Raw genomic sequence first — 12,979 nt, 5'->3', positions numbered from 1 at the left:
ATCTAGTGGAAAAATTTCACACCCGCTGCCTGAATATCGATGGGCTCGATCCTCACCCAGGCAGTGCTGTTTTGAGCGCGATCGCTCGTTTCGGTCAGGTGCATGAGGCGAAACGACGAGCGCCTCACCCTTGTTTCGAGGTGCTGAACGCCAAGCTCATCCAGCCCCTTGGTGAGCCCTGCGGGCAATCGCCCCTGGTTAAGATGCTCCACAATCTTTTCAAGTGCCAGGTAGCTCAGCCGATGCGTTGAAGCGCTATCAATGAAAATAGACGAGGTCTCCCGCATGACCGGAAGAAAAGCGCCAAGCAACGCCTGGATGCTCTCAGGCGAGTGATTGAAGTCCGAGAACACCATGTCGACCCCCGATTGAAACGCATCATCCGATGCCACTTCACCCATCGCGATATCGCCCAGGTGAACAACCACATGCTCCTCCGCCCCCACCCACGACAGCAAACTTCCGATGAAGGCATTGAAGCCATCCAAGCCATCTCGCAGGTTTGCAAACGAGTTCAGGGGTTCAGACAGACCACTGAGGAACTTCTTTGAAGGCTCACTGATGTAATGAGACCCGTTGTCATAGGTGTGCAAAACACCCCTTCCGGCCTCCTTCATCGCGGCCGCTATCCAAGCCGTAGAAACCCCCAGCCCTGTTCCAAGCTCCACGACCATGGCCGGCTTTTCTCGCTTGACCAAGCTGTAAAGCAATACGCAGAGATCTTCGCTTCCGTAAAGCCAACCCATCTCCTCCCGAATTCGAAGAAGCTGCTCAATGGATGATCCGAGGCGCAGCATCGGCGAGGCTCCTTACAGCGTCAAAATGAGGGGGCAACAGCCAATTGCTCAGCATCACTTGGAATGTGGGCTCTTCTGCCACCGAGAGTAGATGGGGTGAAAACGCATAAAAGCGCAACGCTTGGTCTTCTGCATAGAGCAGCACTTCACCAGCCTCAGCACAGAAAACGCGTCTGGCAGCGCCAACCACTTCCCTGACCTGCCCAAGGTCCACACCTACGCGCTCTCGGGGCCAAAGTACCTCCAAAGCATCCCCCGCAAAATAAGCGATCAATGGCACGCCACGCGGGGCCTCCACGAAGAACTGATGTCGCTTGGCCTCATCAGGACTCAACTGTCGTTCCACTTTCCAATCGAAGAGCGACCACACCGATTTTTGCAACGGAGACGCCAAAGCTGAGATGTCAGGATGCTCGTAGCCAAAGCCATACTCGAAAGCGGGAGTTAGCAGATCAGGCAAAGAGCGCCTCATCTCAAACCATTGCGCGTTCAGCGGGAGCAGCGAGCGCGACACGCCTCTAACTCCGGTGTCATACGATACGCTTCTTCCAAGCTTCAATAGATCTTGTAAGCGGATATGAAACCAGCACTCATCGACGCCCCAGGCGGACAAGCAAGATGAAAGCTCAGTGCCAGATAGGGTGAAGGCACGGTTGATGATTTTAGCGCCCGAAAACACTGCTTCGATATCCGCTGTTGTCGTCATGTCGAGCACCTTGGGCCAATCTTGGCGGCCCAAGAGCGGAATCAACTGGTCAACATGGATGCAAGCAATCTCTGCGCTCGCCTTATCGAGTGCCTTCAATGCAACCGGGTCGTTCCGATCTGAGTAAAGCACGACAGTCCTTGCGTTCATACCGCTGCCTCATATCCGTATTGGCGCTGCATGTCTGACTGCATCATGTCGACCATGCTGCCAATGTCGTAGTTTAGCGGTGCCGTGGACATCAGGCGCTGGCTCAGAGGTTGCTGAATGAGAAATCCCGACGCACAAACTGCCAATCGCTTGTGGACATGTGCAACCGCACTTTCAGCAAGGTCCTTTGATCTTGCCAGATGACTTCTCAGAAGACGGTGGCAGATGTAGTAAACAAAGACCGCGTGAATGAACGAGGAATTCGGGATCTGATTTCCAGACCAAGGAGAAACTACGCGATGCTTGTAGTCGTTGGCGACGAAAAAGCCGTGAGCAATCTCCCAAGCAGCGAGGAAATTATGCGTGCTCTCGTGCATTAAGCTCTCCATGCACGCTTCGACGCTGAGTTCATCCCGATGGATGTTGAGTAGTCTGAGCGAACCGGGCTGCCGTGGAACATGCTCGGACCCGTAGTGCTTAGGGCCTTGATCAGATCGCTCTTGCGACTTGCGCACAACGATGCGCCTGACGAAATTCCGGATGATCAAGCCATAAAGCGGCTCCGATTCGTCGATCAAACGCAGACTTTCGGCGATTTTCGTGCGCACCGCACTGCGTTCGGAATCGTCGAGCGGCAAGTAGGCCTGACTTAGCACACCTGATCGCGGCTCGTAGTTCGTAGCAACGGGACTATCAAAGTCAACCGCAATGCACTCACCCACACTTGGAACCTTCTCAAGATTCCAGCTGCCCGCACTTGATCGATTGGCATAAGTGTCACCAAGGGGACTGTAAACCTGCCACTGGCGCGACTCAGCCAGATACTTGCTCACACGACCTTTGCTCAGCTCGTCAATGGCATGTTCGCGACAAACCAGGTCGTAGAGAAGCGAAAAATTTCGCGCCAATTCCCAGACATCTTGTTGATCAGACCTTCCAGTGCTGATTTTGCGCTGTGCAGCTTCAATGGCCAGGTAGCATTCGCAAAATTCTGAGCTTAGAAGCAGACGCGCCTGGCGGTCTGGCGGAATAGATATATAAAGCTGATAGATCGCTTCGAGAAAAGTTTCGGCACCTCGCCCCTTCAACACCTCCTGGAGACGCATGCGCATGCGGTTCAACCGCGCCCACATGATGCCCTCCATCACCTCATCGGTATGAACAGACGCCGTGGTGAGTTCCATGAGGCAAAGTGGACGACTAATTTCAACGCTTTGGCTATCCAATACAGCATTCATAGCACCTCACTCCCTGAGCAGTCTTGACTCACGCCGAGGGGACCCCATGCCCCCTCGGCGATCACGCTGAAATTAAACGTCGAAGCGACCCGATTCGGCCTCGCGATAGGCCGTCGTTGCCGAGGCGATGGCATGATGGTGATGCGAGCCGATGGAGTCGTCGTGATGGCCATCAGCGGCGACCAAAAGATTGTTGGCCCTTGCAGCTTGGTCGAACTCATCCATCGCCAGATCGTTAAGTGAGGTCAACGACACAGCGGTTTCAAGCGCAGCGTTGGCGCTCGGGTCCGCATTCATTCCAGCCATGGCAACGCCTGCGGTTGAGCCCACAACGAGCAATGTCAGCGCGGAGAGGGTTTTGGTGAGATTGCGATGGTCATTCATAGCGAGCGATTGGTCCTTTAATGAAAAATGGCAGCGAACAATCAAACATCGAAGCGCGAGGCTGTGTCAGCCACTTTCACGCCATCTGTGCTGGCAATGGTGTGGTGATGATGCGAGCCAATCGAATCAGAATGGTGACCATCTGCGGCGGCCAGAAGCGACTCGGGTGAAGCGAACTCAGCCATGCGCAGACTGTCGAGATCGGCATTGATTGCCGTAGACGATTCGAGATTGTGAGTAGCGACCGAGGGCGCTTCCGAAGCTGAGGCCGACCCGGCTGCACCGGCGATGATCAGGGCCAAGGACGAGATCGCCTTGTTGGTGATGCTCTTGCTCATTTCATTCCTTCCTTTGACATTGAGGGTTATGCGATGAAACCCTTTGACTTCGGCCTCACTCGCCCCCCTAATGTAAAGCCAGTTGGAAGTGTCAATCAAACCCCTTGCTGTGCTGCGCACAGCAGCGACAGAAGCACCACATCGGCTCGCCTTAGAGATAGAACTCAGCTTTCTCCAACAGCGCGACAACACTGGCCAGGAATGAAACGGGAAGGTGCTTAGAGAGGTCGAGCATTCTGCCTTCGAGATGAGATCTTGAAGTGTTCGGAGAAGCCGCTCGGGATGCTTCTTCATCACCACTGGTGAGCCAGTCGATCGTGACTTCCAGTACAAGACTAAGCGAATGAAGATGTTGAAGGTTGGGCGCAAAGCTTTCGCCACTTTCCCAGTGTCCAACCGTTGCGCGATTGACGCCAAGGAGTCTTGATAGTTCCGTTTGAGAGAGGCCTCGATCATTGCGGGCTAAGCGGATGCGTTCTGCGATTGAAGCCATCAAGTAATCACCTCCATGTGCACGCCTATTCAGATAACGCGAATGCCATCTAGCGGAAGAATGCTTGCACAGGCAGTGGCTGTCAATCCTGCAAGGAACGGAACCGTGGCCATAGTCCACACGCGAGTGAAATAGAGCACAGCTAAGCGCCGAGACTTCTATTCCAAGATTCCGAGTAAGCATGGGTGGCAAATGGAGGCAGCCTGACCTTCGACCGGTCCGTCAACCGAAATGGATCCAAGCGAGAACAGTGAGACTTCGCGGCACGACTCGACCATCGCAGCAAGCGAAAGTCTAACGAGACTTCCTCACCCCATGTGCCCCGCGCAGCAGATACGAGCCGGCTGCTTGCAAGCGCACGAGCTCATTCTTCATCGTTCGCGCATGTGCCGCTGAGATTAAGCAAGCTACTGGGTGTTGCTTCGCGAGCTGCTAGAAAGAAACTGCAAACCGCCCGGAAATCAAAGAAGGGTCGATCTCCCTCCTTAGACGGAGAGGTTATCACGCTGACGACTCGCCCTAGCCTTCGCTTCCCCATAGCGAAGCTCTCTCAGCACTCGCGCCGCGACCTCAGCCAGCTCATCGGCCAATTCCTGCTCGCCAATGACCCCCATCACTTGCTCCCAGAAGCCTGCCGCACGCACGAAGCTCAAACGCGACCCAATGGCGGATCGTCGCCGCGAGGATGAAGGGGTGATGGTGGGGTGATGGCGGGGTGACCGGCTGAGTCGCTGGCGCTGGATCCAAGATCTCGGCCAACGCTTCAAGCGGCATCTGGATCAATCCGTCGATCTTGCGGGCCAATGGGTAGCGCCCTGACTGCATCCCCTTCGCGAACGCGCTGCACGACGCCCCTGGTGCTCTGACCACGAAGCACATGGGCCACTTCTTCGGACCGATGTGCGTAGCGCTGCGGATACAACTCTCGCAGCGTTTGGAGCGCGCTTGCAGACATGTGCGATAGGCCGTCCGTAGACCACTACAAGGGTCTTATAAGGCATGGCCATCGCTTTTTGAGCGTGCCACACGCCGAGCAAGCCGAAACGGGGCGGCTAAGCCCAGTCTGCTAAAATGACAATTTGGTCACACCTCGCGCTCCACGCTTACAGTTGCCGTCCCTGTCGCCTCGATTTTCCAGGAGATTCCATGTCCGCTGATTTGCTGAAGGCGCTCGGCCTGGCCGCATCCAACGCCGGCACCTATCTCGGCAACGGCGAGTGGTCCAGCGCCACAGGCGCCGGCATACTGCAACCGTTGAATCCATCCAGCAATGCGCTCATCGCCGAAGTACAGGCGACCACAGACGCGGACTACGAGACCGTGATCGCCCGTGCGCAAGCCGCGTTCAAGCTGTGGCGCAGCACGCCGGCCCCGCGCCGCGGCGAGGCGGTGCGACTGTGCGGCGAAGCGCTGCGTGCGCACAAGGACTCACTGGGGTCGCTGGTCGCGCTGGAGATGGGCAAGAGCAAGCCCGAAGGCGACGGCGAAGTGCAGGAAATGATCGACATCGCCGACTTCGCGGTCGGGCAAAGCCGCATGCTGTACGGCTACACGCTGCATTCGGAGCGTCCCGGCCACCGTATGTACGAACAGTACCAACCGCTCGGCTTGGTCGGCATCATCAGCGCATTCAACTTCCCGGTTGCGGTGTGGAGCTGGAACGCCTTCCTGGCAGCGATCTGCGGCGACATCTGCATCTGGAAGCCATCCAATAAAACGCCCCTGACCGCGATCGCCTCGATGAAGATCTGCAACGCGGCACTGCGCAATGCCGGCTTCCCGGACATCTTCTTCCTGATCAACGACGCCGGCACGGCGCTATCCGAACGCCTGGTCGAGGACAGCCGCGTCCCGCTGATCAGCTTCACCGGCTCCACCCAGGTCGGGCGCCGCGTCGCCGAGACGTGCGCGCGGCGGCTGGGCCGCTGCCTGCTGGAACTGGGCGGCAACAACGCGATCATTCTCGATGAGAGTGCAGACTTGAAGTTGGCGATCCCGGCCATCGTATTCGGTGCGGTCGGTACCGCCGGTCAGCGCTGCACCAGCACACGTCGATTGATCGTGCATGCCGCTATTTACGACACCGTACTGGCAACGCTGGTCAAGGCGTACAAACAGGTCGAAGGCAAGATCGGCGACCCGACAGACCCTGCGAATCTGATGGGGCCGTTGAACAGCCGCAGCGCGGTCACACAATTCCTGGCGTCGATCGCCAAGGCCAAGGCCGCCGGTGGCACCATCGAAACCGGCGGCACCGCACTGGAGCGTCCTGGCAACTTCGTGCTGCCGACGATCGTCAGCGGACTGAAGAACACCGACGCCATCGTGCAGCACGAAACCTTCGCCCCGATCCTGTACGTGATGAAATACACCACCCTCCAGGAAGCCATCGACATGCAGAACGGCGTGCCGCAAGGGCTGTCTTCCTCGATCTTCACCCAAAATCTGAAAGCGGCAGAGACCTTCCTGTCTGCGGCCGGCAGCGACTGCGGCATCGCCAACGTCAACATCGGCACCTCCGGCGCCGAGATCGGCGGCGCCTTCGGCGGCGAGAAGGACACCGGCGGCGGCCGCGAGTCCGGCTCGGACGCGTGGAAGGTGTACATGCGCCGGCAGACCAACACCATCAATTACTCCGATTCACTGCCGCTAGCACAGGGCATCAAATTCGACCTGTGACAGCGCGAACGCAGCCTTCTTAACGCACGAACACACATCTCTTCCATCTTCACCAGCAAAGGAGCGACACCGATGAATCAGATACGCGAAACGAACTCCCTGGCCGTGGTCAGCCTGGTCGCCGGCATCCTCGGTTGGACCTTGATGCCGCTGATCGGCAGCCTGAGCGCGATCATCACCGGACACATGGCGCGCGCGGAAATCCGCCGCAATCCGCAGCGTTTTGAGGGCGATGGCCTGGCGGTGGGTGGATTGGTGCTGGGGTGGAGCGCGGTGGTGCTCGCGGTCATCGCGCTGCTGACCATACTGGCGTTCTTGCTGTTCTTCGGCGGGTTAGCCTGGTTCGCGAGTACGCACGCATGAACATCGACGCCACCGATCCACAACACCGCTTCAGCAACCGCGTCGACGACTACGTGCGCTATCGCCCGGATTACCCACCGGCACTGATGGCCTGGGTGCACGGCACTCTGGGCGTGGCACCGACGGCGCTGGTGGCCGATATCGGCGCAGGCACTGGCATCTCCACCCGCATGTTCCTGCGCGCCGGGCACCCCACCCTGGCCGTGGAGCCGAACGCGGCGATGCGTCGCGCCGCCGAGAAGATGCTGCACAAGACACCGGGATTTCGCGCAATCGACGGCAGCGCCGAGGCCACCACCCTGGCCGACGCCAGCATCGAGCTGATCAGCGCCGCACAGGCATTCCACTGGTTCGATCCAGTGGCCGTGCGCCGCGAATGGGCACGGGTGCTACGTCCTGGTGGCTTGGCGCTGGTGTATTGGAACACGCGCCTACTCGACGCAACGCCGTTTCTGCAAGGCTACGAACAACTGCTGCTCGACTACGGCACCGACTACAGCGCCGTCTCCGAACGCCACCCGGACGATGCGACGATGCATCGCTGGTTCGGTGCTGGCCTGCGCGACAGTGCGCAGTTCCCCAATCTGCAACGCATGAATTTCGACTTCCTGCGCGGACGCTTGCTGTCGTCCTCATACGCGCCACTGCCCGAACATCCGCGCCATGCGCCCATGCTGGAAGCGCTGCGCGCGCTGTTCGACCAACACCAGGTCGATGGCACGGTCGAAATCCATTACCACACCCGCGCTTTTGCCGGGACGCTAAACTAAGCTGCATCGCCATGTATTCACTCGCTCGACCGTTTCTGTTCGCCCTCGATGCCGAGCGCGCCCATACCCTGGGCCTGCGCGCGCTCGAACTAGCCTATCGCACCGGCACGACCCCCCTGTTGGCGCCAGCGATCGCGCCGATACCCACGCAAGCCTTCGGCCTGACGTTTCCCAATCCGGTCGGGTTGGCAGCGGGCCTGGACAAGAACGGCGAGCACATCGATGCGCTGCTGGCGCTGGGCTTCGGTTTCGTCGAGGTCGGCACCATCACCCCACGGCCGCAGGCTGGCAATCCCAAACCGCGCATGTTCCGTCTACCGCAACAGCAGGCCGTCATCAACCGCCTGGGCTTCAACAACCTTGGAGTGGACGCCTTGGTGCGCAACGTCGCGCGCGCGCGCCGCCAGCGCGGCCTGCTCGGGATCAACATCGGGAAAAACAAGGACACACCGAACGAAGACGCCGTGGCCGACTACCTGCATTGCCTGGAAAAGGTCTATGCGCTTGCCGACTATGTCACGATCAACATCTCCTCGCCCAACACCGCCGGCTTACGCGAACTGCAGGAAGAGCAAGCGCTGCGACACTTGATCGCACGGCTGCGCGAAGCGCAGGAAACGCTGAGCGCGCGCCATGGCAGACGCGTGCCGATGCTGGTGAAGGTCGCGCCGGATCTGAGCGACAGCGACATCGATGCGGCGGCCCGGGTATTGTCGGACCTGCAGGTGGACGGGGTGATCGCCACCAACACCACCATCGCCCGGCCTGGCCTGGAACACGCGCCGCTCGGCGGCGAAAGCGGCGGCCTGTCCGGGGCGCCGCTGCTGGAACAATCGACACTGGTGCAACGCCGACTGCGCGCACGCCTACCCGAGGCGATCCCGCTGATCGGGGTCGGCGGGATCCTCTGCGGTGCCGACGCCGCAGCGAAGATGGCAGCCGGCGCGACACTGGTTCAGTGCTACAGCGGACTGGTGTTCCGCGGACCGGAACTGATCGGCGAATGCGTCGAAGCGATACGCCGACGCCGCGAAGCCCCCAGCCCTGGATCGGTAGCCGCACCATGAGCAACGCTTGGTCGCTTACCGCCAACGCGCCGCTGCAGGCGCTCAACACCTTCCACGTTACCGCGCAGGCGCCGTGGCTACTGCAGATCTACACCCCCGAGGCGTTGCCGGAGGCACTGCTGGCACCGCAACTGTCCGGCGCAACGCTGTTGCCGCTGGGCAGCGGCAGCAACGTGTTGTTCGCCAGCGATGCGCCCGGCGTGGTGTTGGCCTTCGGCAACCGCAGCATCGACACACTGGAACATCGCGCCGATTACGCCATCGTCCGCGCCGGCGCTGGCACGGGCTGGCACGAGTTGGTGGTGTGGTCGCTGGGACAGGGTCTGTCCGGCCTGGAAAATCTGGCTCTGATCCCCGGCACGGTCGGTGCCGCACCGATCCAGAATATCGGCGCCTACGGCGCGCAGGTCGAAGAGTTCATCCACGTCGTGGAAGCCTACGACCGTGCCGATGCGCGCTTCGTGCGGCTGGATACAGCGGCATGCGAATTCGGCTACCGCGACAGTCTGTTCAAGCGCCAGCCCGACCGTTATTTGATCGTCGCGGTGGAATTCAGGCTACCGCGCCTGCATGCGCTGCGCATGGACTACGCAGGCATCGCCGAGGAACTGGAGGCGATGGGCATCACCACGCCGAGCGCGCCCGACGTGGCCCAAGCAGTCATCAACCTTCGTCGGCGCAAGCTGCCCGATCCCGAAGTCCTCGGCAACGCCGGAAGCTTCTTCAAGAATCCAGTGCTGCCGCTAGAGCAGGTGCAGGCGCTGCAGCACGCGCATCCGGAGCTTCCGGTGTTCCACAGCGACGACCAGATGCAGCGCAAGCTCTCGGCCGCCTGGTTGATCGAGGCCTGCGGCTGGAAAGGCCACCGCGACGGCGATGCCGCGGTGTCCGCCACGCATGCCCTGGTGCTGGTCAACCATGGACACGCCAGCGGCACGGAATTGCTGGCGCTGGCAAGGCGGATCTCCGCTTCGGTACGCGAACGTTTCGGGGTGATCCTGGAACCGGAACCGCGCATCGTCGGCGCACAGTGGTAAGCGTACCCACACCGCTGCGCGCGGCGGCCCTGATGCTGGCCAGCACCATGGCCTTCGGGTTGATGGTGGTTGCCATCCGGTTAGCATCGGCGCAGCTAGCGACGGTGGAAATCGCCTTCTTCCGCAACCTGTTCGGCCTGCTGTTTCTGCTGCCGATACTGCTGCGTCCAGGCCGGCCGCTGCCACGCACGACACAGTTGCCGCGCTACCTGCTGCGCACGGCGATCGGCTTGGTGTCGATGCTGGCCGGGTTTTGGGCGATCGGCCATCTCCCGTTATCGCAGGCGATCGCCCTCTCCTATTCCACCCCGTTGTTCGTCACCCTAGCCGCGGCACTGTGGCTGGGCGAGATCGTGCGTCTGCGTCGCTGGCTGGCCGTGCTGTGCGGCTTCATCGGGGTGCTGATGATCGTCCGCCCCGGCGCCACTAACTTCAGCGCGGGCACCCTGGTCGCGGTGTTGGCCGCGCTGATGAGTGCATTGGTCGCCATCCAGATCAAGCAACTGGCGCGGGTCGATACCGCCAACACCGTCGTGTTCTACACCTATGCGTTCTGGCTGCCGATGTCGCTGCTGCCGGCGCTGTTCGCCTGGCAGTGGCCGCATGGCATCGCCTGGTTGTGGCTGCTGGCAACCGGCCTGTTCGGCACACTGGGGCAATTGCTCTGGACACGCGCGCTACGCCTGGGCGAGGTCTCGGCCCTGACCCCGATCAGCTTCATCCAATTGCCGCTGGTGACGTTATTCGGCTGGTGGCTGTTCGGCGAATCGCCGGACCGCTGGACGGTGCTGGGCGCGGCGATCATCCTCGCTGCCAACGCCTACATCGCCCATCGCGAGGCGCTGCTGGCGCGGCGCGCGGCAAATCGGAAAAATAGCGCCACGGCCACGCTCGACGCATAGCCCCCTTTGCGGCACAGATCGCATCAGGTATCGCCGGGCATTTGTTTACCGCATCGCATCGGCGCAGCACTAAGCTCTGCCCCCAAGTAGCGATTTCAGGGGGAAGCGACGATGGCCGAACTACTCCCCAGCTTTTCCTCGTGTTCGGCGCGGATGGAACCCGGCGAACGACGCCTCGCACAACGCCTTGCGGAGAAGCTAGACACCGAGGCTGTGTGCTGGTACGAGGCGTCGCTCGGCCCCCTGCAACGGTCTCCCGATTTTATCGTTCTACATCCACAGCAAGGCCTTCTGGTTCTGGAAGTCAAGGACTGGACATTGGGATCGTTTGAGCGGATCGACCCCGACAAGGTCGTCCTGAAAACCGAACGCGGCCCCAACGTCATCGCCAACCCGCTACGTCAGGCGCGCGAGTGCGCCCGTGAACTGTGCAAACTGCTGCAACACGACCCGGCACTGCGCCATCCCGACAACACCCCACGCGCCGGCAAGCTGCTCATACCCTGGGGATGGGGCGTGGTCCTGAGCAATATCACCCGCCGCCAGTTCGATGAGGCGCAGTTGCAGCGCGTCATTCCCTCGGCCAGCGTGCTGTGCAGCGACGAGATGAGCCAATCGGTCGACCCCGAAGCTTTCCGTAAACGGCTCTGGGGCATGTTCACGGTGCAGTTTGCCTGCAAACTATCGCCTGCCCAGATCGACCGCATCCGTTGGCATCTGTTTCCCGAACTGCGCATTCCGGTTCAAGCCGGCATGTTCGACAGCACGCCGGAAACACCTTCGTTGCTTGCCGAAATCCCTGACCTGATCAAGATCATGGATTTGCAGCAGGAACAACTGGCGCGCTCGCTGGGCGATGGGCATCGCGTTATCCACGGCGTTGCTGGTTCGGGCAAGACCATGATCCTTGGCTATCGTTGCGTGGAACTGGCACGCCGTCATGTCAAGCCCGTGCTCGTGCTGTGCTACAACAAGACCCTGGCCGGACGGCTGCGGCAGATCGTCGCGGACACGAATGTGCACGACCGGATCGTGGTGGCACACTTCCACGGCTGGTGCCGCCTGCAATTGGACACCTTCAAGGTGCTGCGTCCCGCGGCAGACACTGCAACTGCACAGGCCGCCGCGGACGCACTGGTGCAATGCGTGATCGATGGCCTCCACGCCAACGCCATTCCGCGCGGCCAATACGCCGCCGTGCTAATCGACGAAGGACACGATTTCCAACCCGAATGGTTCCAGTTGATCGTGCAAATGGTCGATCCGGACACCAACTCGCTGCTCGTGCTCTACGACGACGCGCAGTCACTTTATGAGAATGGACGCAAACGCAAGTTCACCTTCGCCAGTGTCGGCATCCAGGCCCAGGGACGCACGACCATCCTGCGCCTGAACTACCGCAACTCCCTCGAAGTGCTGGCGACAGCCAAAGCGTTCGCCCGCGAGTTGCTCGAAAACCACGACACGGATGAAGACCACGTCCCGGTCATCGCACCAGAGAGCGCCGGACGTCGTGGGCCACTGCCACAACTACTGCGTTGTCGGAACATCTGGGACGAGGCCGGGCACATCGCCGCGCACATCAGCAATGCCATCGGCAAAGGCGTAGGCATCGACGATTTTGCAGTGCTTTGCCGTAGCAGACAGCTGGCGAAATTGATCGCCGAGCGCCTGCTACAGGCGCAGATCCCGGTCGCACTTGCCGACGAGGGCAGCAAATGCAACCTGTTCGAGGGCGCACCGCGCGTGAAAGTGATGACGATGCATTCGAGTAAGGGGCTCGAATTCGACACCGTGTTCATTCCCGGCATCTGCGAAATAGGCCAGCACGGGCCGGATGACGAACAACGCAGGCAATTGGATGCAAAACTTCTTTATGTCGCGATGACCCGCGCGCTTGGAAAACTGGTGATGCTGCACCATGGCGAAGGCGGATTCGCGCACAAGATCAGCCTGGCATTGGATCAGGTACGCGAGCGCCTGCAGGCTGCCTAACCCCACGTAGGCACAATGCTACCATCACCGCACAAACAGCTCTCAACCGGACGCGACCGA

Annotated in this window: 13 protein-coding genes; 7 read left to right on the top strand and 6 right to left on the bottom strand. The window is 60.4% G+C overall.

Annotated elements, in window-relative coordinates:
• Positions 1–2: 2 nt before the first annotated feature.
• The 6 genes from XalbCFBP2523_RS00170 to XalbCFBP2523_RS00145 all read right to left on the bottom strand — a co-directional run bounded on the left by XalbCFBP2523_RS00170 (position 3) and on the right by XalbCFBP2523_RS00145 (position 4,106).
• Positions 3–797, bottom strand: coding sequence for a class I SAM-dependent methyltransferase (locus tag XalbCFBP2523_RS00170; RefSeq protein ID WP_045765599.1), 795 nt, complete (start codon positions 795–797; stop codon positions 3–5).
• Positions 772–1,602, bottom strand: coding sequence for a hypothetical protein (locus tag XalbCFBP2523_RS00165; protein ID WP_146083996.1), 831 nt, complete (start codon positions 1,600–1,602; stop codon positions 772–774). Before XalbCFBP2523_RS00165 ends, XalbCFBP2523_RS00170 begins: the two co-directional genes overlap by 26 nt.
• Before the next feature lie 47 nt (positions 1,603–1,649).
• Positions 1,650–2,891, bottom strand: coding sequence for a hypothetical protein (locus XalbCFBP2523_RS00160; RefSeq protein ID WP_146083995.1), 1,242 nt, complete (start codon positions 2,889–2,891; stop codon positions 1,650–1,652).
• Positions 2,892–2,963: 72 nt separating this feature from the next.
• The gene (locus tag XalbCFBP2523_RS00155; RefSeq protein ID WP_146083994.1) at positions 2,964–3,275 is read right to left on the bottom strand and encodes a hypothetical protein; all 312 of its coding nucleotides are present in this window, start codon (positions 3,273–3,275) and stop codon (positions 2,964–2,966) included.
• A gap of 41 nt (positions 3,276–3,316) precedes the next feature.
• On the bottom strand, positions 3,317–3,613 hold the full coding sequence (locus XalbCFBP2523_RS00150; RefSeq protein WP_045756799.1) for a hypothetical protein: 297 nt from the start codon (positions 3,611–3,613) through the stop codon (positions 3,317–3,319).
• 151 nt (positions 3,614–3,764) lie between these two features.
• Positions 3,765–4,106: a helix-turn-helix domain-containing protein gene (locus XalbCFBP2523_RS00145; protein ID WP_045760621.1), complete on the bottom strand. Its 342-nt coding sequence runs from the start codon at positions 4,104–4,106 to the stop codon at positions 3,765–3,767.
• Positions 4,107–5,252: 1,146 nt separating this feature from the next.
• Here XalbCFBP2523_RS00145 and amaB point away from each other — a divergent pair.
• The 7 genes from amaB (at position 5,253) to XalbCFBP2523_RS00105 (ending at position 12,919) form a co-directional block, all read left to right on the top strand.
• Positions 5,253–6,785, top strand: coding sequence for an L-piperidine-6-carboxylate dehydrogenase (gene amaB / locus XalbCFBP2523_RS00135; protein ID WP_045765597.1), 1,533 nt, complete (start codon positions 5,253–5,255; stop codon positions 6,783–6,785).
• 72 nt (positions 6,786–6,857) lie between these two features.
• Complete coding sequence (locus tag XalbCFBP2523_RS00130; RefSeq protein WP_045765596.1) at positions 6,858–7,148, top strand: DUF4190 domain-containing protein; 291 nt, start codon at positions 6,858–6,860, stop codon at positions 7,146–7,148.
• Entirely contained in the window at positions 7,145–7,918 is a 774-nt protein-coding gene (locus XalbCFBP2523_RS00125) for a class I SAM-dependent methyltransferase (protein ID WP_045757947.1), read from the top strand. The genes XalbCFBP2523_RS00130 and XalbCFBP2523_RS00125 overlap by 4 nt, the downstream gene beginning before the upstream one ends.
• Positions 7,919–7,929: 11 nt before the next feature.
• Positions 7,930–8,985, top strand: coding sequence for a quinone-dependent dihydroorotate dehydrogenase (locus XalbCFBP2523_RS00120; RefSeq protein WP_012915732.1), 1,056 nt, complete (start codon positions 7,930–7,932; stop codon positions 8,983–8,985).
• Positions 8,982–10,022 (top strand): UDP-N-acetylmuramate dehydrogenase, encoded by a 1,041-nt coding sequence (murB, locus tag XalbCFBP2523_RS00115; protein WP_045765595.1) that lies wholly within the window; start codon positions 8,982–8,984, stop codon positions 10,020–10,022. The genes XalbCFBP2523_RS00120 and murB overlap by 4 nt, the downstream gene beginning before the upstream one ends.
• 32 nt (positions 10,023–10,054) lie before the next feature.
• Complete coding sequence (locus XalbCFBP2523_RS00110; RefSeq protein WP_045756797.1) at positions 10,055–10,924, top strand: DMT family transporter; 870 nt, start codon at positions 10,055–10,057, stop codon at positions 10,922–10,924.
• Positions 10,925–11,035: 111 nt separating this feature from the next.
• Positions 11,036–12,919: a DEAD/DEAH box helicase gene (locus tag XalbCFBP2523_RS00105; RefSeq protein WP_230599046.1), complete on the top strand. Its 1,884-nt coding sequence runs from the start codon at positions 11,036–11,038 to the stop codon at positions 12,917–12,919.
• The last annotated feature ends 60 nt before the right edge of the window (positions 12,920–12,979 follow it).

Source organism: Xanthomonas albilineans, assembly GCF_002939705.1.
GTDB classification, from domain to species: domain Bacteria; phylum Pseudomonadota; class Gammaproteobacteria; order Xanthomonadales; family Xanthomonadaceae; genus Xanthomonas_A; species Xanthomonas_A albilineans.
This window is presented reverse-complemented; position numbering and strand designations above follow the sequence as displayed.

Coding starts and splice junctions, on each gene's coding strand:
- XalbCFBP2523_RS00105 (WP_230599046.1), top strand. CDS start 11,036: ATGGCCGAACTACTCCCCAGCTTTTCCTCGTGTTCGGCGCGGATGGAA.
- XalbCFBP2523_RS00130 (WP_045765596.1), top strand. CDS start 6,858: ATGAATCAGATACGCGAAACGAACTCCCTGGCCGTGGTCAGCCTGGTC.
- XalbCFBP2523_RS00110 (WP_045756797.1), top strand. CDS start 10,055: ATGCTGGCCAGCACCATGGCCTTCGGGTTGATGGTGGTTGCCATCCGG.
- XalbCFBP2523_RS00145 (WP_045760621.1), bottom strand. CDS start 4,106: ATGGCTTCAATCGCAGAACGCATCCGCTTAGCCCGCAATGATCGAGGC.
- amaB (WP_045765597.1), top strand. CDS start 5,253: ATGTCCGCTGATTTGCTGAAGGCGCTCGGCCTGGCCGCATCCAACGCC.
- XalbCFBP2523_RS00125 (WP_045757947.1), top strand. CDS start 7,145: ATGAACATCGACGCCACCGATCCACAACACCGCTTCAGCAACCGCGTC.
- XalbCFBP2523_RS00155 (WP_146083994.1), bottom strand. CDS start 3,275: ATGAATGACCATCGCAATCTCACCAAAACCCTCTCCGCGCTGACATTG.
- murB (WP_045765595.1), top strand. CDS start 8,982: ATGAGCAACGCTTGGTCGCTTACCGCCAACGCGCCGCTGCAGGCGCTC.
- XalbCFBP2523_RS00170 (WP_045765599.1), bottom strand. CDS start 797: ATGCTGCGCCTCGGATCATCCATTGAGCAGCTTCTTCGAATTCGGGAG.
- XalbCFBP2523_RS00120 (WP_012915732.1), top strand. CDS start 7,930: ATGTATTCACTCGCTCGACCGTTTCTGTTCGCCCTCGATGCCGAGCGC.
- XalbCFBP2523_RS00160 (WP_146083995.1), bottom strand. CDS start 2,891: ATGAATGCTGTATTGGATAGCCAAAGCGTTGAAATTAGTCGTCCACTT.
- XalbCFBP2523_RS00150 (WP_045756799.1), bottom strand. CDS start 3,613: ATGAGCAAGAGCATCACCAACAAGGCGATCTCGTCCTTGGCCCTGATC.